The sequence below is a fragment of the Mycobacterium sp. genome, assembly GCF_035640695.1.
Classification (GTDB): domain Bacteria; phylum Actinomycetota; class Actinomycetes; order Mycobacteriales; family Mycobacteriaceae; genus Mycobacterium.
This window is the reverse complement of the sequence record NZ_DASQVQ010000064.1, coordinates 1-18,081: the sequence shown is the minus strand read 5'-3', so window position 1 is coordinate 18,081 and position 18,081 is coordinate 1. Positions and strand designations below refer to the sequence as shown.

At 66.2% G+C, this 18,081-nt stretch carries 18 protein-coding genes and 1 pseudogene; 9 read left to right on the top strand and 10 right to left on the bottom strand.

What is annotated here, in order from left to right:
• Nucleotide 1 precedes the first annotated feature (1 nt).
• A complete protein-coding gene (locus tag VE759_RS08080; protein WP_324930067.1) occupies nucleotides 2–2,062 on the top strand; it encodes an MDR family MFS transporter in 2,061 nt (686 codons plus the stop codon).
• Between the two features lie 214 nt (nucleotides 2,063–2,276).
• Here the strand turns inward: VE759_RS08080 and bfr are convergent, their stop codons facing one another.
• The gene (gene bfr / locus VE759_RS08075) at nucleotides 2,277–2,756 is read right to left on the bottom strand and encodes a bacterioferritin (protein ID WP_324930064.1); all 480 of its coding nucleotides are present in this window, start codon (nucleotides 2,754–2,756) and stop codon (nucleotides 2,277–2,279) included.
• 103 nt (nucleotides 2,757–2,859) lie between these two features.
• Between bfr and VE759_RS08070 the strand changes: the two genes are divergently transcribed.
• Entirely contained in the window at nucleotides 2,860–3,039 is a 180-nt protein-coding gene (locus tag VE759_RS08070) for a (2Fe-2S)-binding protein (protein WP_324930061.1), read from the top strand.
• Between the two features lie 29 nt (nucleotides 3,040–3,068).
• On the opposite strand, the gene VE759_RS08065 is transcribed toward VE759_RS08070, so the two are convergent.
• From VE759_RS08065 to VE759_RS08045, 5 genes are all read right to left on the bottom strand, one after another.
• Nucleotides 3,069–3,512, bottom strand: a complete 444-nt coding sequence (locus tag VE759_RS08065) for a TIGR03618 family F420-dependent PPOX class oxidoreductase (protein ID WP_324930057.1) — start codon at nucleotides 3,510–3,512, stop codon at nucleotides 3,069–3,071.
• Nucleotides 3,513–3,531: 19 nt separating this feature from the next.
• Nucleotides 3,532–3,897, bottom strand: a complete 366-nt coding sequence (locus VE759_RS08060; protein WP_324930054.1) for a metalloregulator ArsR/SmtB family transcription factor — start codon at nucleotides 3,895–3,897, stop codon at nucleotides 3,532–3,534.
• Nucleotides 3,894–4,388, bottom strand: a complete 495-nt coding sequence (locus tag VE759_RS08055; protein ID WP_324930051.1) for an SRPBCC family protein — start codon at nucleotides 4,386–4,388, stop codon at nucleotides 3,894–3,896. Before VE759_RS08055 ends, VE759_RS08060 begins: the two co-directional genes overlap by 4 nt.
• Before the next feature lie 87 nt (nucleotides 4,389–4,475).
• Nucleotides 4,476–5,270: a maleylpyruvate isomerase family mycothiol-dependent enzyme gene (locus VE759_RS08050; RefSeq protein WP_324930048.1), complete on the bottom strand. Its 795-nt coding sequence runs from the start codon at nucleotides 5,268–5,270 to the stop codon at nucleotides 4,476–4,478.
• Nucleotides 5,271–5,500: 230 nt separating this feature from the next.
• Entirely contained in the window at nucleotides 5,501–6,124 is a 624-nt protein-coding gene (locus tag VE759_RS08045) for a PaaI family thioesterase (RefSeq protein WP_324930045.1), read from the bottom strand.
• Between the two features lie 206 nt (nucleotides 6,125–6,330).
• On the opposite strand from VE759_RS08045, the gene VE759_RS08040 reads away from it, so the two are divergent.
• Nucleotides 6,331–7,641, top strand: a complete 1,311-nt coding sequence (locus VE759_RS08040) for an alpha-amylase family protein (protein WP_324930042.1) — start codon at nucleotides 6,331–6,333, stop codon at nucleotides 7,639–7,641.
• Here VE759_RS08040 and VE759_RS08035 read toward each other — a convergent pair.
• Both VE759_RS08035 and VE759_RS08030 read right to left on the bottom strand, forming a co-directional pair.
• Entirely contained in the window at nucleotides 7,621–8,058 is a 438-nt protein-coding gene (locus tag VE759_RS08035; protein ID WP_324930039.1) for a DUF1810 domain-containing protein, read from the bottom strand. The two genes, VE759_RS08040 and VE759_RS08035, sit on opposite strands and share 21 nt — an antisense overlap.
• 1 nt (nucleotide 8,059) lies before the next feature.
• On the bottom strand, nucleotides 8,060–9,625 hold the full coding sequence (locus VE759_RS08030; RefSeq protein WP_324930036.1) for an acetolactate synthase large subunit: 1,566 nt from the start codon (nucleotides 9,623–9,625) through the stop codon (nucleotides 8,060–8,062).
• 120 nt (nucleotides 9,626–9,745) lie between these two features.
• Here VE759_RS08030 and VE759_RS08025 point away from each other — a divergent pair, with 120 nt between their 5' ends.
• The 3 genes from VE759_RS08025 to VE759_RS08015 are packed head-to-tail and all read left to right on the top strand — an operon-like array spanning nucleotide 9,746 to nucleotide 14,614.
• The gene (locus VE759_RS08025) at nucleotides 9,746–11,965 is read left to right on the top strand and encodes an adenylate/guanylate cyclase domain-containing protein (protein WP_414687859.1); all 2,220 of its coding nucleotides are present in this window, start codon (nucleotides 9,746–9,748) and stop codon (nucleotides 11,963–11,965) included.
• On the top strand, nucleotides 11,962–13,365 hold the full coding sequence (locus VE759_RS08020; RefSeq protein WP_324930154.1) for a mechanosensitive ion channel family protein: 1,404 nt from the start codon (nucleotides 11,962–11,964) through the stop codon (nucleotides 13,363–13,365). The genes VE759_RS08025 and VE759_RS08020 overlap by 4 nt, the downstream gene beginning before the upstream one ends.
• 16 nt (nucleotides 13,366–13,381) lie before the next feature.
• Nucleotides 13,382–14,614 (top strand): alpha-hydroxy acid oxidase, encoded by a 1,233-nt coding sequence (locus VE759_RS08015; RefSeq protein WP_324930029.1) that lies wholly within the window; start codon nucleotides 13,382–13,384, stop codon nucleotides 14,612–14,614.
• Here the strand turns inward: VE759_RS08015 and VE759_RS08010 are convergent.
• The gene (locus VE759_RS08010; RefSeq protein WP_324930026.1) at nucleotides 14,606–15,130 is read right to left on the bottom strand and encodes a 2'-5' RNA ligase family protein; all 525 of its coding nucleotides are present in this window, start codon (nucleotides 15,128–15,130) and stop codon (nucleotides 14,606–14,608) included. The two genes, VE759_RS08015 and VE759_RS08010, sit on opposite strands and share 9 nt — an antisense overlap.
• 8 nt (nucleotides 15,131–15,138) lie before the next feature.
• Nucleotides 15,139–15,417, bottom strand: a complete 279-nt coding sequence (locus VE759_RS08005; protein ID WP_324930023.1) for a DUF1876 domain-containing protein — start codon at nucleotides 15,415–15,417, stop codon at nucleotides 15,139–15,141.
• 96 nt (nucleotides 15,418–15,513) lie between these two features.
• Between VE759_RS08005 and VE759_RS08000 the strand changes: the two genes are divergently transcribed.
• The 3 genes and pseudogenes from VE759_RS08000 to VE759_RS07990 all read left to right on the top strand — a co-directional run.
• A complete protein-coding gene (locus VE759_RS08000) occupies nucleotides 15,514–16,173 on the top strand; it encodes an endonuclease (RefSeq protein WP_324930020.1) in 660 nt (219 codons plus the stop codon).
• 79 nt (nucleotides 16,174–16,252) lie between these two features.
• Nucleotides 16,253–17,803, top strand: a complete 1,551-nt coding sequence (locus VE759_RS07995) for an arylsulfatase (protein ID WP_324930017.1) — start codon at nucleotides 16,253–16,255, stop codon at nucleotides 17,801–17,803.
• A pseudogene (locus VE759_RS07990) lies at nucleotides 17,804–18,081 on the top strand (haloacid dehalogenase-like hydrolase); the annotation flags it as partial.

The window sequence follows — 18,081 nt, the reverse complement described above, 5'->3', positions numbered from 1 at the left end:
CATGGCCGAGCCGCGCGGGGAGACCATTCAAGCTTCCGCGGATCCGGCGTCAGGCAGCGCGCTGATCACTGTTGAGCGGCGCAATTTCATCTTCCTGGCCGTGGTCTTCGGCATGCTGCTGGCCGCGCTTGACCAGACCATCGTCGCGACCGCGCTGCCGACCGTGGTGGCCGACCTCGGCGGGGCCGGCCACCAGTCGTGGGTGGTGACCAGTTATCTGCTCGCGTCGACGATCGTCACCGCCATCGTCGGCAAGCTGGGTGATCTGTTCGGGCGCAAGGCGGTCTTTCAAACCGCGGTGCTGTTGTTCCTCGTCGGCTCCGTGCTGTGCGGCTTGTCGCAGTCGATGACGATGCTGGTGGCCTCGCGGGCCCTGCAGGGGTTCGGCGGTGGCGCCATTCTGGTCACCGCCACTGCCCTGATCGGTGAGGTCATCCCGCTGCGGGACCGCGGCCGATACCAGGGCGCGCTCGGCGCGGTCTTCGGCGTGACCACCGTGATCGGCCCGCTGCTGGGCGGGTTCTTCACCGATCACCTGACGTGGCGGTGGGCGTTCTGGATCAACGTGCCGGTCGGGATCGTGGTCCTCGTGATCGCCGGCGCCGCCATCCCGGCGCTCGCCAAGAGTGGGCGGCCGATCATCGACTACGCCGGCATCGTGTTCGTCGGGATCGGGGCGTCTGGTCTGACCCTGGCGACCAGCTGGGGCGGCACCGAGTATGCGTGGACGTCGCCGCAGATCATCGGCCTGTTCGTCGGCTCGGTGGCCGCACTTGCGATCTTCGTGTGGGTGGAATCCCGTGCGCCAGAACCGATCCTGCCGATTCGGCTTTTTCGGGACCGGGTCTTCGCGGTGTGTTGCGTGCTGTCGTTCGTCGTCGGCTTCGCGATGCTGGGGGCGCTGACATTCCTGCCGACTTTCATGCAGTTTGTCGACGGGGTGTCCGCGACCGTCTCCGGATTGCGGACGCTGCCGATGGTGGCCGGTCTGCTAATCACCTCGACCGGCAGTGGCGCGATCGTGGGCCGCACGGGCCGGTACAAGATCTTCCCGGTTGTCGGCACCGCCGTCATGGGCGTGGGATTTGTGCTGCTGTCCCGGATGGACGCGTCGACGTCGACGCTGACGCAGTCGCTGTACCTGTTTGTGCTCGGTGTGGGCATCGGGATGTGCATGCAGGTCCTGGTATTGATCGTGCAGAACACCGTGGAGTTCGCCGACCTGGGCGTGGCGACCTCGGGTGTGACCTTCTTCCGGACCATCGGCAGTTCGTTCGGCGCCGCGGTATTCGGCTCCCTGTTCGCGAACTTCCTTGCCAATCGGATCGGTCCCGCGATCATCACGAGCGGCGCTCCCCCTGCCGCGGCGCGATCGCCGCAGGCGCTACATGCGCTGCCGCACGATGTCGCCGCCCCGATCGTGCACGCGTATGCCGAATCCCTCGATTTGGTGTTCCTGTGTGCCGCACCGGTCGCGGCCGTCGGTTTCGTCGTCGCGCTGTTCCTCAAGGAGGTCCCGCTGCGCGACACCGAGGCCGTCGGCCTGGACCTCGGTGACGGCTTCGGGATGCCCGGCAGCGAGTCGCCGGAGAAGCTGCTGGAGATGGCGATCGGACGGATGTTGCGCCACGCGCCCGGTACGCGGCTGCGCGCGATCGCGGCACGGCCGGACTGCGAACTCGACGTCGCCCGTATGTGGGCGTTGCTGCAGATCTACCGCTACGCACAGGTACTCGGTACGGCCCGACTCTCCGACATCGCCGAGCGGCTGCGAATACCGTACGAGGTGCTCTTGCCCACGTTCGACCGGCTGATCGACAGCGGCTATGCGCTGCGCACCGGGGACCAACTCTGGCTCACGCAGTCGGGTGCCCGCCAGGTCGAATACTTGTCGTCGAGCATCGTCGGGTCGATCGTCGACAAGCTGGCACAATCGGCGGCATTCGACGGCCGGCCAGACCGCGAACAGGTCGAGGCCGCGCTCGAACGCATCGCTCACCGTGTGCTGGTGCAGCGCGACTGGACCGAGGATCGCCCCGAGCTGGTCTCGGCGGGCCGGTAACCAGAACACCTTGGCGCCACCGGCACTTGGCCACGGCCTGCCATGCCGGCAACCCATGAGAGAGGTTTGACGACGCCGCTGTGGGGGGATTCGGCAGACAGCGGCGGGCTGGGATTGGTTGCGTCTGCGCTCGTTGTCAGGTGATGGCCGGGACGCAACTCCGACGTTGAGCACACAGCGCGGCCCGGGATCGCCGCCACCGGCTTGGCTTGGCTCAGCTCGGCGGGCGTGAAACGCATTGGGCCGCATACAGCTCCTCGCCCAGCTTGTCCATCAGCTCGAGCTGCGTCTCCAGGTAATCGATGTGCGTTTCCTCGTCGGAGACGATCCGCTCAAGCAATGTCGCGCTGGTGGTGTCCTGCTTTTCCCGGCACATCACGATGCCGGGCTTCAGGCGCGCCATCACATCCAGTTCAATCGCGAGGTCACTTTGGAATTGCTCGCGCAGCGTCTGGCCGATGCGCACGGAAAACAACCGTTGGTAATTCGGCAGGCCATCGAGGATCAGAATGCGGTCGGTGATCCACTCGGCGTGGTTCATTTCCTCGAACGATTCCTTGCGGGTGTGCTCGGCCAGTTCGGTGAAGCCCCAGTTGTGCTGCATCTTGGAGTGCAGGAAGTACTGATTGATCGCGGTCAGTTCGCTGGTCAACTGTTCGTTCAGCAGCTTCAAGACGTCGGGGTCTGCCTGCATGTCACTCCTAACACCGTGTTGATTTGCGGCCAGACGGTGGAAGATACCCCCGTGCGGCGCGTCGGCTTGACTGAGGCTAGCCTAACCTGATTAACTGTTGGCGATGTACGTGTGTTTGTGCGCCGGCGTGACGAGCCACACCGTGGCCGAAGCGGTGGCGAATGGGGCGGCCAGCTCGAAAGAAGTCGCCGACATCTGCGGCGCGGGTTCGGAGTGCAACCGCTGCTGGCGCACCGTACGGGCGATCATCGCCGACGCCGGACTCGCCACCGCGAGCCGGTAAACGCGGCGGTCACCGTTAAAGCCCGACGGTCACCCGTTGCTGTACACGCGCGTTGGCGTGACGAGCACGACGGTGCGGCGTTGTTCGGCCATCACGCGGTCGTATTCGTCCCAATCGTCGTGCGTTCCGCCGGCGGCCGTGAAAACCTCGCGCAGCAACAGTCGCAATGCCTCGGCGTCGGCAAGCCATGGCGCCGGATCGTCCGGGCCGCCGAGCTCCGCCGTGCCCTCGACGGTCGCCCACAGCCAGCCGTTGCGAAATGTCGCCGCCAGCCGCGGACGGGCCCGCAGATTGGCAAGCTTCACCGGGCCGTAGGTGACGAACCCGAGGACGGGCTCCTTCGTCGCCGGGTGGGGCAGGATGCCGGCGTTGACGAGCGATGCCTGCACGGTGCCGTCGGCTCGCACGGTGGATACGACCGCCAGGCCGCTCTCATCCTTGGCGAGTGCGACGGCGTCATCGAGTGTGGTCATGTCGGCGAAGATACCGTCGCTAGCCGTCGTCTTGGGTCTCGACTTGGGTCTCGACTTCGCTCTCGACGAATGCGCGCAGCCGCTCGATCACGCGATCCCACCTGTTGGACAGCTGCGTCAGGTAGTCGCTGGCCTGACCGAGCGGCTCGGTCCGCATGATCCAGATCCGTTCGCGCCCTTGGCGATGACTGCCGACCAGCCCGACCGCCTCGAGCGCGAGCAGGTGTTTGGTGACGGCCTGACGGCTCACCGAGACGGCCTCGGTGATCCGCGTGATCGACGACGGGCCGCTGTCACACAGCCTGATGATGATTCTCAACCGGTTGGGATCGCCGAGCGCATCGAAAAGCGGTGCCGCATCGGCGATCCCGGTTGACGTCGTCACACTCGCTCGCCGAGTGCGAGATACTTGCGCAGCAGCTCGGTCTGGTGCGCCCAGCCCTGGCTGTTCGCCTCGAACGCCTGCGCCCGGCGCTCGGCCGGGATCGCGTCGAAGCCCGACTCGACGATCTGAAGCCAGACTCCGTCGTCGGCCTCGGTCAGTGTGAACTCCACCAAAGTCGTTGGTTCCTGGGAGTAGTCGACATCCGGCTGCGCCGCGTAGGGATGCCACCGGAACGCGAAGCGTCGCTGCGGTTCCACCGCAACGATGTGCCAGATGTCTTCCTTCCCGGCATAGGGTTCTTGCATCTTGGCGACCTCGGGGTCGACCTGGGTCGTGCTCATCACGCCGCGGACGCTTTGGCCGGCGACGAACGGCCCCTCGAAAGTGACGCCAAACCACCGGCCGAACTCGGCCGAATCGCTGATAGCGCGCCAGACGCGGTCCAGCGGCGCCTTCAGCAGCACCTTCTTCTCAATCCGATCAGTACTCATATGCAACCTCCTGGTTGCAGCTAATCAGAGTCGGGAATGAAATGCAACTGCATAGTTGCGCAGGTGCGCGTTCGGGCCGGCGCGCTGTCAGGCGAAGCTGACCCGCTCGAGCCAGAAGTTCAACAGCTCCTCGTCGCCGAAGACTTCGACGCCATCGCCGCGGGCGGGCCGTCGCTTATAGGCGATCAGCAGCAGGTCCGTCACGGGTCCGCGCACCGCGACCGCCGCCTTCTCGTGCCCGCGGCGCCAGGCCAGGGCGTCACCGGTGAGGTCGACGAGCCACTCGGCATCCAGTTCGGACGCCGTGTCGGTGGCATGGAAGTGCAGGGTGCGGCCGGGGCCGAGAAGCTCCCGCATCCACGGGTGATAGTCAAAGTGAAACGGCATCGACCCGAGCTCCATCCACTCGTCCATGCCGTCGACGGCCACCTCGGGGCGAAGGGTGTAGGCGCCCCCCAGCGCCAGCATCGCGTCGGCGCGATGCATTGCGGTCTCATGTGTAAACCGCCGCGCGTAGAACGACGCGGTGCCGTGCGGGATCGGCGTCGTGTCCACGGGGGCGGCGGGTCCCGCGGTACGCAGCGCTTCGGCCAACTCGGCCGCTCCCTCGAGCAGCCACGGCCCGACGATCGCGGGGTCTTCGCTGGTGTACGCGGACAGATCGCGGAAATGCTCGTCGGAGAGCCGTTCGGTCGCCCCGCGGCGAGTCATGTCGGCCGCCCAGCGCTGGCCGCCGCCGAGATGTCGCAGCAGTTGGCCGACATTCCAGCCCGGGCACGACGGCACCGCAACCGTCAGGTCGGCGGCCGCGATGGCGTCGGTCAACAACTGCGTCTGCGTGACGATCTCCGAGCAGTATTCGTCAAAGTCCAGCCGAGCCATACCCACACTGTGCCATTAGCCCAACACGCGATGACCGGCGCACTATCGTCGCGTCACGACGGTTTCATTCGGCGACACCGAGCCGTATCACGACCTCGGCTCATACCATCGGGGGCGTCGAAACACCGTCGGCCCAAGCACAATTGTGGTTCGACCGCGGCCTGGTGTGGGCGTATGCGTTCAACCACGAGGGGCTCGAGGCCGCCGGCTGAATGGTGGGCGCGCCGAAGTCAGCGGGCCCACTTCGGCACGATGAACACGGCTTCGGCCTCGACGGTGACACCGTCGGCGTCGGCGAGATGGCCGACCGCGTATGTCTTCACGCCTTCCGTCCGGTCGACCGACGCTTGTGCGTGCAGCCGGCCCAGTGGGGTCGCGCGCAGGTAGCGGCAGCTGATCGTGCCGGTGAAAGACGGTTTGGTCAGGCCGCCGCTGGCGATCTCACCGAGCACATGGTCGAGAATCAGCGCGCACACGCCGCCGTGCACATGCCCGGGTGGCCCTTCGTAGGCGGCGCCCAGCTCGAAGTCGGCCCACACCTTGCCGGACTCGTCGTGCTGGATCACGAGCGGCGGCGCGACCGGGTTGCGCAGCCCGACCACCGCATTGCCCCACGCCGCGCGGTGGCCCTCGGTGTTGTATCTGACCCCGAACGTGCCGTCGATCTGCTTGCTGCGCAGGCGTGCGGTGGCCGAATCGATTTCGGCCTTGGCGGCCGCGACAGCCTTGCCGTCGACTTCGCTTCTGATCGTCGCATCGATCAGCGCCCGCACCGACTGGGTCAACGGCTCGTAGATGGCCCGCCGCCGGTCGAGTTCTTCGGAGCCGGCGTCGTCGATGGTGAATTCGATCATGGCTGAATTAGAACATGTTCTAGCGTGGTCAACGATGCCGCCCCGATCCGGGATCGTGCAGCGGTGAGCGCGGCGGTCGTGCAATATGGCGGTTCGTCCGCTTGCTGAATCCCGAGCGACTGCACCAGTTGCTTGGGCTGCTGCGTACACTGCGAACCCGTGGCGCTGACCGACGACGATCCGCGGCGGCGCGAGGCGTCTTGCCGATGACCGAACCCCGCTGGGTGCAGCACGCGATCTGGTGGCAGATCTATCCACTGGGCTTCGTCGGCGCATACCCGGCCGAATCGCCGCCCGCGCCGGCCGAACATCGGCTGCGCCGGATCGTCGACTGGCTGGACCATGCAATCGAACTCGGCACCTCGGGCATCGCACTCGGCCCGATCTTCGCTTCCCGCACCCACGGCTATGACACCACGGACCACTACCGCATCGATGCGCGGCTCGGCGACGACGCCGACTTCGACCACCTCGTCGACGAGGCGCACCGGCGCGGCCTGCGGGTGCTGCTGGACGGGGTCTTCAACCACGTCGGCGTGGATTTCGAGCGGTACCGACAGGCCCGCGATGACCCGTCCACCGCGGACAGCTGGTTCCTGCGGCGCCGTAACGACTTCGATACATTCGAGGGCCACGGCGAGCTCATCACGCTGAACCACTCCAGCGCCGAGGTGGTGTCCTACGTGATCGACGTGATGGACCACTGGCTCGAACGCGGCGCCGACGGCTGGCGTCTGGATGCCGCCTATGCGGTCCCGGATCCGTTCTGGGCCAAGGTCATTGCCCCGGTCCGCACCGCTCACCCCGACGCGTGGTTCCTGGGTGAGGTCATTCATGGCGACTACGCGGCACGCGTGCGCGACGCGAAATTCGATTCGGTGACCCAGTACGAGCTGTGGAAGGCGATCTGGAGTTCACTCAACGACGGCAACTTCTACGAACTGGACTGGGCGCTGCAGCGGCACAACGAGTTCCTGTCGTCGTTCGTCCCGCAGACCTTCATCGGCAACCACGACGTCACCCGCATCGCCACCCAGCTCGACGATCCCAGGCATCTGCCGCACGCCGTGGTCATCCTGATGACAACCGCCGGCACACCAAGCATTTACGCCGGCGACGAATACGGTCTGCACGGCGTCAAGGAAGAGCGCTTCGGCGGCGACGACGCGATCCGCCCCGAGTTCGGGTTGCTCCCGGCACAACAGGATCCGCACGCTGAGGACGTCCTGCGGCTGCACCGATTCCTGATCGGCCTGCGGCGGCGGCTGCCGTGGCTGCGCACCGCGACAACGGAGGCGGTTCGGCTGGATAACCGCCAATACGTGTATCAAACCCGACGTGACGACGCGAAAATCCTCGTCGCGCTGAACATCTCCGATGACCCGCTGACCATCGCATTGCGCGATCACGGATTCGGTGCCGTCCGGGTGCTCGGCGGCGCCGGGTCGCCGCCGCCGGACACTGTCGATGAGGCGACCGTCGGCGCGCACGAATGGTTAATCCTGCAGCCCGCCTGATAACCGGTTGGCGGTGACCCGGTCCTCCTCGCCGCGGTAGTACTTCCGCAGAAGCGCGACGAACTCATCATTGTCGTCGCTGGCGTGGGCGAACAACGTCATCGATGAACGCACCTTCAGGGTGTCGGGCCAGCCGAAGATCTCGTCGATTGAGCGGCCGTCGATCCGGTTCACCAGGCGCGTGCACGCACGCAACCGCGGCCCGAGCACATCGTGTGCGAGATACGCGCGGGCCTCGTCCATTGACGAGATCGCGTACCTGACTGCGGTGGGACTGCGGCCCAGCCCGGCCAGCTGCGGGAAGATGAACCAGATCCAGTGGCTGAGCTTGCGGCCGCCGCACAGCTCGGCGACGACGGTGTCATACACCGGCGCCTGCGCATCGACGAAGCGCTGAAGGTCGAACGGATCGGTCATGTCAGCCCCTCAGCGACGGTATGACCGCATCGATGAGATGCGGCCCCGGCTCGGCGAACGCCTGGGCGAGCGCGGCGGTGAACTGCTCGGCTGTGGTGGCGCGCCGCGCCGGCACACCCATGCCGGTCGCCAGGGCAACGAAATCAAGTGCCGGATTCCCGATATCAAGCAGCGCCCGTGCCTTCGGCCCCGGCTCGCTTCCCACTCCGACCCGTTGCAGCTCGATGCGCAGAATGTCGTAGGCCCCGTTGTTGTAGATCACCGTGGTCACGTCGAGGTTCTCCCTGGCCTGTGTCCACAGCGCCGAGATCGTGTACATCGCGGCGCCGTCGGCCTGCAGACACAGCACCGGCCGGTGCGGCGCGGCAATCGCCGCACCGGCCGCGGCGGGCAGCCCGTAGCCGATTGCTCCTCCGGTCAGCGTCAGCCAGTCGTGGCGCGGCGCGCCCGCGGTGGCGTCGGGCAGTGTCAAGCCGGCGGTGTTGGACTCGTCGACAACGATGGCGCCGTCCGGCAGCGCTGCCCCGACTGCGGCGGCGATGCTGTGCGGGGTCAATGCCCCGGTCGGCGGCGGCGGCCGGTGCGCCGGGGCGGTGACCGCCGTGGTGCCGGGCGCGACCAGGTCGGCCAGCGCGTCGAGCGCCGCGGCTGCCGAAGCCGTGCCGTCGGCGAGCGTGTGCACCTGGCATCCGCTGGGCACCAGGTCGCTCGGCGTGTCCGGATACGCGAAGAACGTGACCGGCGACCGCGCACCGGCAAGGATCAGATGCCGTGCGCCGTCGAGTTGCGCGGCGGCCGCCTCGGCGAAATAGCCCAGCCGCTCGACGTGGGGCAGCCCGGCGCCGCGCTGCAGCCGGGTCGGGAACGTCTCGCACAATAGCTTCGCGCCGGTGGCCGCGGCGATCCGCGCGGCGGCGGTGAGTCCCCGCTCGCGGGTCGCGTCGCCGCCGATGAACAGGACCGCCGGCTGGCCCGACCGCAACGCCTTGGCCGCGACCGTGACCGATTCCTCCCCATACTCTGGGGCCTTTGCGGCGGCCGCATCGGCGATCCGGCCCGGGCGCCCGCCGTCGTGCCACGAAACGTCGGCCGGAAGGATCAGTGTCGCGACCCGCGCGGGTGGCCCGGCGGCGGCTCGGATCGCGGCGGCGGCGTCGTCACCCACCTCCCCGACCCGGGCGCTGCGCCTGACCCAGCCGGACACACTCGCGGCCACCGCATCGATGTCGGACTCGAGCGGGGCGTCGTAGCGCTTGTGATAGGTCGCGTGATCGCCGACGACGACAACAACCGGGACGCCGGCCCGCTTCGCGTTGTGCAGATTGGCCAGGCCATTGCCCAGGCCCGGCCCGAGGTGAAGCAGCACCGCCGCCGGCCGGTCGGCGATGCGGGCATAGCCGTCGGCGGCACCGGTTGCGACGCCCTCGAACAAGGTCAGCACGCCCCGCATATCCGGCACCGTGTCAAGGGCCGCCACGAAATGCATTTCCGATGTGCCCGGATTCGCGAAACACACGCCGACCCCGCCATTGACGAGTGTGCTGATTAATGTGCGAGCGCCATTCACTTGTCACGGCCTCCTCGGTCCGGCCGGCAACTTTTCCGCTGTCGGCATTTTCTTACCGAATTCAAGTTAGTCTGCTGCGAGATCGGCGCTTCACCTGCGCTGTCATGAAAGAGGGAAGCAATGCCGCAAACGTCTGAACGAGACGCTGTGGTGGCGGGTTCGGCGAGCGGTGAAACGGCAGCCACCGAACCGACTGGAGCACCGCGACTCGACCGCTTCAGGCGCCGACGGCTGCTGTCACGTATCAGCATCCAGTCGAAGCTTTTGGTGATGCTGCTGGTTTCCAGCATTCTGTCAGCCGTTGTCGTCGGCGTCATCGGCTACGAACTGGGTCGTAGCGCGCTGCGCGACTCGGTGTTCGACCGGCTGACCCAAATTCGTCAGTCGCAGTTGCGGGCGGTGCAGGCGCAGTTCTCGGACCTGAAGAATTCGGTCATCATCTACACCCACGGATCGACGGCAGTCGAGGCAGTGGAGGCCTTCACTGCGGGTTTCGATCAACTGGCCAACGCGACGATCACCCCGGCCCAGCAGCAGGCGATCGTCGACTACTACAACAGCCAACTGATCAAACCGACCGAGGAGGCGACGGGCGACCGACTCGACATCAACGCGCTGCTGCCGACGTCGAACGCCGCGAAGTACCTTCAGGCGTTCTACACCGCACCGTTCAAGTCGGACAACGAATCGATCAGAAACGACGACGCCCGTGATGGCAGCGCATGGTCGGCGGCGAACGCGCGCTACAACGACTTCTTCCGGCAGATCGTGACCCGGTTCGACTTCGGCGATGCGCTGTTGCTGGACACCCGCGGCATCGTCGTCTACTGCGCGAACAAGGACGTCGACCTCGGTACCAACATCCTGACCGGGCCGTATCGCGAATCGAATCTGCGCGACGCGTACCAAAAGGCGTTGGGCGCCAATTCCATCGACTTCGTCTGGATCACCGACTTCGAACAGTATCAGCCGCAATTGAACGCGCCCACCGGTTGGATCGTCTCACCGGTGGGCGGTGGCGGGCGGATCGAGGGTGTGCTGGCTCTGCCGTTCCCGATCTCGAAGATCAACCGGCTCATGACGGCAGACAAGAAATGGGAAGCCGCCGGGATGGGCAGCACCGGCGAGACGTATCTGGCCGGTTCAGACAGCTTGATGCGTTCGGATTCCCGGATCTTTCTGCAGAACCCGGCTGAATACAAGCGCGAGGTGGTGGCGGCCGGCACGCATCCCGACGTTGCCGATGAGGCGATCCGGCTGGGTGGCACAACCCTGGTGCAGCCGGTGGCAAGCGCGGGTCTGCGCGCCGCTCAGCGGGGAGAAGTCGGAACCCTGATGGACAGGGACTACACGGGCACTGAAGAACTGGAAGCCTATGCCCCGCTGGACGTGCCGGATTCGAACTTGCATTGGTCGATCCTGGCGACCCTCAACAATTCGGAGGCCTTTGCGCCGGAGTCGGCGTTCACCAAGACAATCGTGCTGACCAGCACCGCAATCGTTTTCGTGATCTGCGTGGCGGCGATGCTGCTGGCCCAGCTGTTGGTGCGGCCGATCCGCCGGCTCGAGGCCGGTGCTCAGCGGATCAGCGCCGGCGATTATGACATCACTGTGCCGGTGCAGACTCGAGATGAGATCGGAGATCTGACACAAGCTTTCAACGAGATGAGCAGGAACCTCGCCCTCAAGGAGGAGTTGCTCAACGAGCAACGCAGGGAGAACACTCGGCTGCTGCTGTCGCTGATGCCCGAGTCGGTCGTCGAGCGCTACCGCCAGGGCGAAGAGGTCATCGCACAGGACCATCAGGATGTCACCGTCATCTTCGCCGACTTTGTCGGCCTTGACCAGCTGCAGGCGGAGCTGACATCCGATGAAGCGCTGTCCATCAACAATGAGCTGATTCGTCAGATCGACGCCGCGGCGGAGGATTTGGGTGTCGAGCGCGTCCGCACCGTGCACAACGGCTATCTGGCCAGCTGCGGCCTGAACGTCCCCCGACTCGACAATGTGCGCCGCACCGTCGACTTCGCGTTGCAGATGCAGCGCATCGTCGAAAGGTTCAACACCGAGACCGGCCGCCACCTGGGTATCCGGGCCGGCATCGACACCGGCAGAGTCAGCAGCGGATTGGTCGGCCGATCACAGATCGTCTACGACCTGTGGGGCGGCGCGGTCAACCTCGCCTATCAAGTGCAAAGCGGCTCACCGCAAACCGGAATCTACGTCACCGCGCGGGTATACGAGGAAATGCGCGACACGCGGCACTTCACGCCGGCGGGCACCGTCGACGTCGACGGGTCGGAGGAGCCGACGTGGCGGCTTTCGGAGCGCACGTCATGACCAACGTTTTCACCGCGGAGTGGTTCTACTGGGCCATCGGTGTGGCGGTGGGACTGCCGGTGGGACTGGTCGTGCTCACCGAATGGCATCACGCGCTGGTGCGCAGGCACAGCTTCCTGGCGCGCCCGGTCAGCCTGCTGCGCAATTATCTGCTGCCAATCGGGGCGTTGCTGTTGCTGCTGGTCAAGGTGACGCAAGTGCCGATGGGTGACACGTCGGTACGCGCGGTGGCCACCCTGTTCGGGTTTGTGGTGCTTGTACTGCTGCTGTCGGGCGTGAATGCGACGATGTTCCAGAGCGCGCCCGAGGGAACGTGGCGCAAGCGGGTGCCTGCAATCTTCGTCGATGTCGCCAGGTTCGTGCTGATCTTCCTCGGTCTGGCGATGATCTTCTCCTACATCTGGGGCGCCAACGTTCGCGGACTGCTGACCGCGCTGGGCGTCACGTCGATCGTGATCGGCCTGACGCTGCAGAACTCCGTCGGCCAGATCATCTCCGGCCTGCTGATGTTGTTCGAGCAGCCGTTCCGGCTCGGCGACTGGCTGGACACACCGGCGGCACGTGGACGCGTCGTCGAGGTGAACTGGCGCGCCGTCCACATCGAGACCGCCAGCGGACTGCAGATCACACCCAACTCGGTGCTGGCCGGCGCATCTTTTACAAACCTGAGCCGGCCCGTCGGCGCACACAATCTCTCGATCAGCACAACGTTTTCGGTTGACGATCCGCCGGACGAGGTGTGCGCGCTGCTCTCCCGGGTCGCCGGGGATCTGCCGCAACGCAAGGCTGGTGGCATGCCCTCATCGGTCGTGGAGGGCACGCTCAAATACACAACCACCATCGCGTTGAAGTCCCCCGCCGACGACGGCCCGGCGAAGGCCACCTTCCTGCGCTGGATTTGGTATGCGTCCCGGCGCGCGGGGCTTCACCTCGACGAGGCCGAGGACGAGTTCTCGACGCCGGAACGCATAGAGCATGCGCTGGCAACGATCGTGGTGCCGACCTTGCGGTTGAGCGACAGCGAGCAAGACGAACTCAGGGCGCATGCGAGGATGGCGCGGTACGGATCCGAGGAAATCATGCAGCGCACCGGCGATGTGCCCGACCGGCTGAGCTTTCTGGTGTCTGGGCTGATTCGACTGACCGCGACGACCGAGGACGGTGCCGTCATTCCGGTAGGCACCCTGGAGCCGGGTTCGTTCCTCGGACAGACAGCGTTGATTCGGCAACCGGTGTTGGCCGGGGCATACGCGATCGGTGAGGTGATCGTGCTGCAGCTCGAACGCGAACACATCGAGCACCTGGTGTTCCAAAAGCCGTTGCTGCTGCAGGAATTCGGCCGGGTCATCGAAGAGCGGCGGGTCAACGTCAAAAGGGCGCTGGCCGCGGTGGGCGGATAGGTCTCGAGGCGACGGTATGCGACGGCAGTTTCCCAAGATTCGCGAGCTTGCACCGCTGATGCAGGTTCGCAAGCCGCGGCTGAATCCGACGCGGCGACGGCTCGACGCCGCTCTGACGATCGATGATCTGCGCACCATCGCCCGCCGACGCACGCCGAGGGCGGCCTTCGACTACACCGAGGGCGCCGCGGAAGCCGAGATCTCCCTGGCACGTGCGCGACAGGCGTTCCGGGACATCGAATTCCACCCCTCGATCCTGCGCAACGTCTCCAAGGTGCGCACCGACTGGGAGGTGCTGGGTGGTCCGGTGGAGCTGCCGTTCGGGATTGCACCGACGGGTTTTACCCGGCTGATGCGCACCGACGGCGAAATCGCAGGTGCTCGGGCAGCCGCGCGGGCCGGCATTCCGTTCTCGTTGTCCACGCTGGGCACTACGCCGATCGAAGCGGTGAAGGAGGCAAACCCGCTGGGCCGCAACTGGTTCCAGCTGTACATGTGGCGCGACCGCGACGTGTCGATGGATCTGGTCGAGCGGGCCGCCAAGGCCGGGTTCGACACTCTAATGGTCACCGTGGACGTGCCGGTCGCGGGTGCCCGGCTGCGCGACAGCCGCAACGGTCTGACGATCCCGCCCGCGCTCACCGCCAAGACCATCCTCGACGCGGCTCGCCACCCGCGGTGGTGGATCGATTTCCTGACCACTGAACCGTTGACATTCGCCACGCTCGACCGGTGGCCCGGCACGGTCGGGGAACTGCTGGACACCATCTTCGATCCGACCATCACGTTCGAGAACCTCGACTGGATCAAGAGCCAGTGGCCGGGCAAGTTCGTGGTGAAGGGCATTCAAACCATCGAGGACGCCCGGCGGGTCGTCGATGCCGGTGTCGACGGCATTGTGTTGTCGAACCATGGTGGGCGCCAATTGGATCGGGCGCCGGTGCCGTTTCACCTGCTCCCGCGGGTAGCCGCCGAGCTGGGCGGTCAGACCGAGATCATGCTCGACACCGGCATCATGTCGGGGGCCGACATCGTCGCCGCGGTCGCGCTCGGGGCCCGGTTCACGCTCGTCGGCCGCGCTTATCTCTACGGGTTGATGGCCGGCGGCGAATCGGGGGTGACCCGAGCGATCGACCTGCTCGCGGGCCAGCTGGTGCGGACAATGCGGCTGCTTGGCGTCACGTGCCTGGAGGAGTTGACCCCGGACCACGTCACCCAGCTCATCCGGCTGGCACCGCGGTCACGGTAGCGCGGGCAGCGGGCAGAGTTCGCCGGTCGCGCTGTTGACCAGCGCGGCGCGGTCCAGCCTGGCGGGCAGCGGCAGCACGTCGTACACCGCCGCGGCGACCGTCTGCAGCTGCGCCAGCGGCACTCGCGGCGCGAGCGAGCAGTGCGGCAGCCACGTTCCCGGAGCGTAGTGCTTGTGCAGGTCGGCGCCGGTGGCTGTGATCGCGTCGACCACGCGCTGTTGGCGCGCCATCAGGTCGGCGCCGCCGCCGGCAAGCAGCCAGGCCCGGCCGCGTCGGAACAACCCGATGCCGTCGAAGTGCAGGTCGACCGGTGCGCCGTCGCCGAGTCCGGCGAGCGCTTCGGTCACCGCCGCGTGGTCCCAGCTGCGCAGCACCGCGTAGGAAACGTGCGGCACGTGCCGCCCGTGGGTGTGTGAGCGCAGGCTCGGCACGCCGAGCGCCTCGATGCGGTCCCACAGCGCCCGAACCGCCCGCTCGGAATGCCGGTCGAAGAGCAGGCAGACGGCAAGCGCCACGACTCGGGTCAGCCCAGCAGGTGGGCCGGTCGGTGCGTGATCTGCTCGATCTGCCTGGACGCGGCTTGCAACAGCTCGGTGCCCAGCGCGATCAGCCCTCTGGCGGCGGCGATCTCCTCGCCGACCATCGGCTGGCTGGCGTCCTTCGGGTTGCGGTAAGCGTCGCCGGTGGTGGACATCGTCTGCCCGCCGCGCAGTTGCGCGCGCACCGTCGCGTGAGTGTGCGTGTCGTCTTCGGTGAACATGATTTCCACACGCCAGGGGTTGTCCAAGTTGCTGTCATACATCTCACCAGAGTGCGCCGCACGGCGCGTGGGCACAACGGTTGAGACGATGTGCGTGCTCAAGGTTCCCCCTGCGGGCTGAGCGGGTATTCGTCGGCCATGAGCGCGACGAAGACAAAGGCTGCGCCAGGGGATGTCGCCCGGCAGTTGGTGAAGCTGGCCGGCACGACGTATGCCGAGCAGGCAGGCATCTCGCTGAAGGACACCCCGCAGCCGCTATTCCAATTGCTGATCTTGTGCATGCTTGCCAGCAAGCCGATTTCGGCCGACATCGCGGTCGCGGCGGCAAAGGAGTTGTTCGACGCGGGATGGCGCAGCCCCGATTCGGTGCTCAAGGCCAGGCGCGCCGACGTGATCCACGCCTTCGGCCGCGCCCACTACGTGCGCTACGACGAAAGCAGCGCCACCCGGCTGGTCAGCATCGCCGGGCACGTCAACCACAAATACGCCGGCGACCTGCGCCGCCTCGTCGACGTCAGCGGCCGTGACGTGCGTGCAGCCAAGCGACTTCTCAAGGAGTTCAACGGCATCGGCGATACCGGGGCCGACATCTTCCTGCGCGAAGTACAGGATGTCTGGCCATGGGCCCGCCCCTATTTCGATGACCGCACGGTGAAGGCGGCGCGCCGGCTGGGCCTGCCGGCAAAGCCCGAGGAACTGGCCGCCCTGGCCCCGCGCAAAACCGCGGCGTTGGCCGCGGCGCTGATGCGGGCATCGCTGGATGATGAATTGCCTAAGAAGCTGATGACCGACGCCTGAATCATCGGCGAAACCGCCGTCGTAATCGGGCGCGGCCCCTAGCATCGATCGCCAGCGTCAGTGCGCGAAGGAGGCTGCGGTGCCCGATGGAAAGCCCAACATTCTGGTCATTTGGGGAGACGACATCGGGATCACGAACCTCAGTTGCTACAGCGACGGCCTGATGGGCTACCGCACGCCGAATATCGACCGAATCGCCAACGAAGGAATGCGCTTCACCGACGCCTACGGCGAGCAGAGCTGCACCGCCGGGCGCTCGGCGTTCATCACCGGGCAGAGCGTGTACCGGACCGGTTTGAGCAAGGTCGGCATGCCGGGGGCCGACGCGGGGCTTCAGCCCGAGGACCCGACGATCGCGGACTGCCTCAAGCCGCTCGGTTACGCCACGGGGCAGTTCGGCAAGAATCATCTCGGCGATCTGAACAAATACCTGCCGACCGTCCACGGGTTCGACGAGTTCTTCGGCAACCTGTATCACCTCAACGCCGAAGAAGAACCCGAGCTGCCGGACTACCCCACCGCCGAGGAAGCGCCCGTGATGCGCAACGCCTTCCTGCCCCGGGGTGTCATCCGTTCCTGGGCCACCGAGGAGGACACCGGCGAAGTGCAGGAGCGCTGGGGACCGGTCGGCAAGCAGCGCATCGAGGACACCGGCGCGCTGACCAAGAAGCGGATGGAGACCATCGACGACGAGACGACCGCCGCCTGCATCGACTTCATCAGGCGCCGGGCCGAGGCGAATACGCCGTTCTTCGTGTGGATGAACATGACGCACATGCACTTTCGGACCCATACCAAGCCGGAGTCGCTGGGGCAGGCCGGGCGGTGGCAGTCGCCGTATCACGACACGATGATCGACCACGACAAGCATGTCGGGCGGTTACTCGACGCGCTGGACGAGCTGGGCATCGCCGAGGACACCATCGTCATCTACAGCACCGACAACGGTCCGCACGCCAACACCTGGCCGGACGGGGCGACCACGCCGTTCCGCAGCGAGAAGAACACCAACTGGGAGGGCGCCTTCCGGATCCCGGAGATGATCCGCTGGCCCGGCAAGATTTCTGCGGGTGTGGTGTCCAACGAGATCATCCAGCACCACGACTGGTTCCCGACGTTCCTGGCGGCGGCCGGTGAGCCGGACATCGTCGAGAAACTCAAGAAGGGTCACAAGGTGACCCTGAGAGGAGAAGACAGGGAGTTCAAGGTTCACCTCGACGCGTTCAACCTGCTGCCGTATCTGACCGGTGAAGCAGACCAGAGTCCGCGCCGGGGCTTCATCTACTTCTCCGACGATGGCGACGTGCTGGGCGTGCGATACGAGAACTGGAAGATCGTGTTCATGGAGCAGCGATGCGAGGGCACGCTGCGGATCTGGGCGGAGCCATTCACAGCGCTGCGGGCGCCGAAACTGTTCAATCTGCGCACCGACCCGTTCGAGCGCGCCGACGTCACCTCGAACACCTACTACGACTGGTTCCTCGACCGCGCCTACCTCGTGTTCTATGGCGGCGCGATCGTGACGCAATTCCTGGAGACATTCAAGGAGTTTCCGCCGCGGCAGGAGGCGGCGTCGTTCACGATCAATCATGCCATGCAGAAGCTGCACGAGTTCCTCGCCAGGGACTGAATGCTGGACTCGTGGAACGACGCTGCCACGAAGTCGGCGATCGTCGGCTTCGTCGAACGCGTGACAGGCGAGGGCTCAAATGACTTCGTCGCGCCCGGGGCGCGAGTCGCCGTATTCGACAACGACGGCACGCTGTGGTGCGAGAAGCCGACGTACATCCAGCTGGACTTCTTGATCCGCCGGTTCGCCGAACAGGCAAACGCCGACGCGTCACTGCGCGATCGGCAGCCCTACAAGGCGGCCGTCGATGGCGACCTGCAGTGGTTCGGCGACGCGGT

Excerpts from the sequence above, each read along its gene's own strand:
- VE759_RS08055 (WP_324930051.1), bottom strand. The coding sequence starts at position 4,388 with ATGAGTACTGATCGGATTGAGAAGAAGGTGCTGCTGAAGGCGCCGCTG.
- VE759_RS08000 (WP_324930020.1), top strand. The coding sequence starts at position 15,514 with ATGAGCGCGACGAAGACAAAGGCTGCGCCAGGGGATGTCGCCCGGCAG.
- VE759_RS08020 (WP_324930154.1), top strand. The coding sequence starts at position 11,962 with ATGACCAACGTTTTCACCGCGGAGTGGTTCTACTGGGCCATCGGTGTG.
- VE759_RS08040 (WP_324930042.1), top strand. The coding sequence starts at position 6,331 with ATGACCGAACCCCGCTGGGTGCAGCACGCGATCTGGTGGCAGATCTAT.
- VE759_RS08065 (WP_324930057.1), bottom strand. The coding sequence starts at position 3,512 with ATGACCACACTCGATGACGCCGTCGCACTCGCCAAGGATGAGAGCGGC.
- VE759_RS08080 (WP_324930067.1), top strand. The coding sequence starts at position 2 with ATGGCCGAGCCGCGCGGGGAGACCATTCAAGCTTCCGCGGATCCGGCG.
- VE759_RS08015 (WP_324930029.1), top strand. The coding sequence starts at position 13,382 with ATGCGACGGCAGTTTCCCAAGATTCGCGAGCTTGCACCGCTGATGCAG.
- bfr (WP_324930064.1), bottom strand. The coding sequence starts at position 2,756 with ATGCAGGCAGACCCCGACGTCTTGAAGCTGCTGAACGAACAGTTGACC.
- VE759_RS08005 (WP_324930023.1), bottom strand. The coding sequence starts at position 15,417 with ATGTATGACAGCAACTTGGACAACCCCTGGCGTGTGGAAATCATGTTC.
- VE759_RS08050 (WP_324930048.1), bottom strand. The coding sequence starts at position 5,270 with ATGGCTCGGCTGGACTTTGACGAATACTGCTCGGAGATCGTCACGCAG.
- VE759_RS08035 (WP_324930039.1), bottom strand. The coding sequence starts at position 8,058 with ATGACCGATCCGTTCGACCTTCAGCGCTTCGTCGATGCGCAGGCGCCG.
- VE759_RS08045 (WP_324930045.1), bottom strand. The coding sequence starts at position 6,124 with ATGATCGAATTCACCATCGACGACGCCGGCTCCGAAGAACTCGACCGG.
- VE759_RS08070 (WP_324930061.1), top strand. The coding sequence starts at position 2,860 with ATGTACGTGTGTTTGTGCGCCGGCGTGACGAGCCACACCGTGGCCGAA.
- VE759_RS08025 (WP_414687859.1), top strand. The coding sequence starts at position 9,746 with ATGCCGCAAACGTCTGAACGAGACGCTGTGGTGGCGGGTTCGGCGAGC.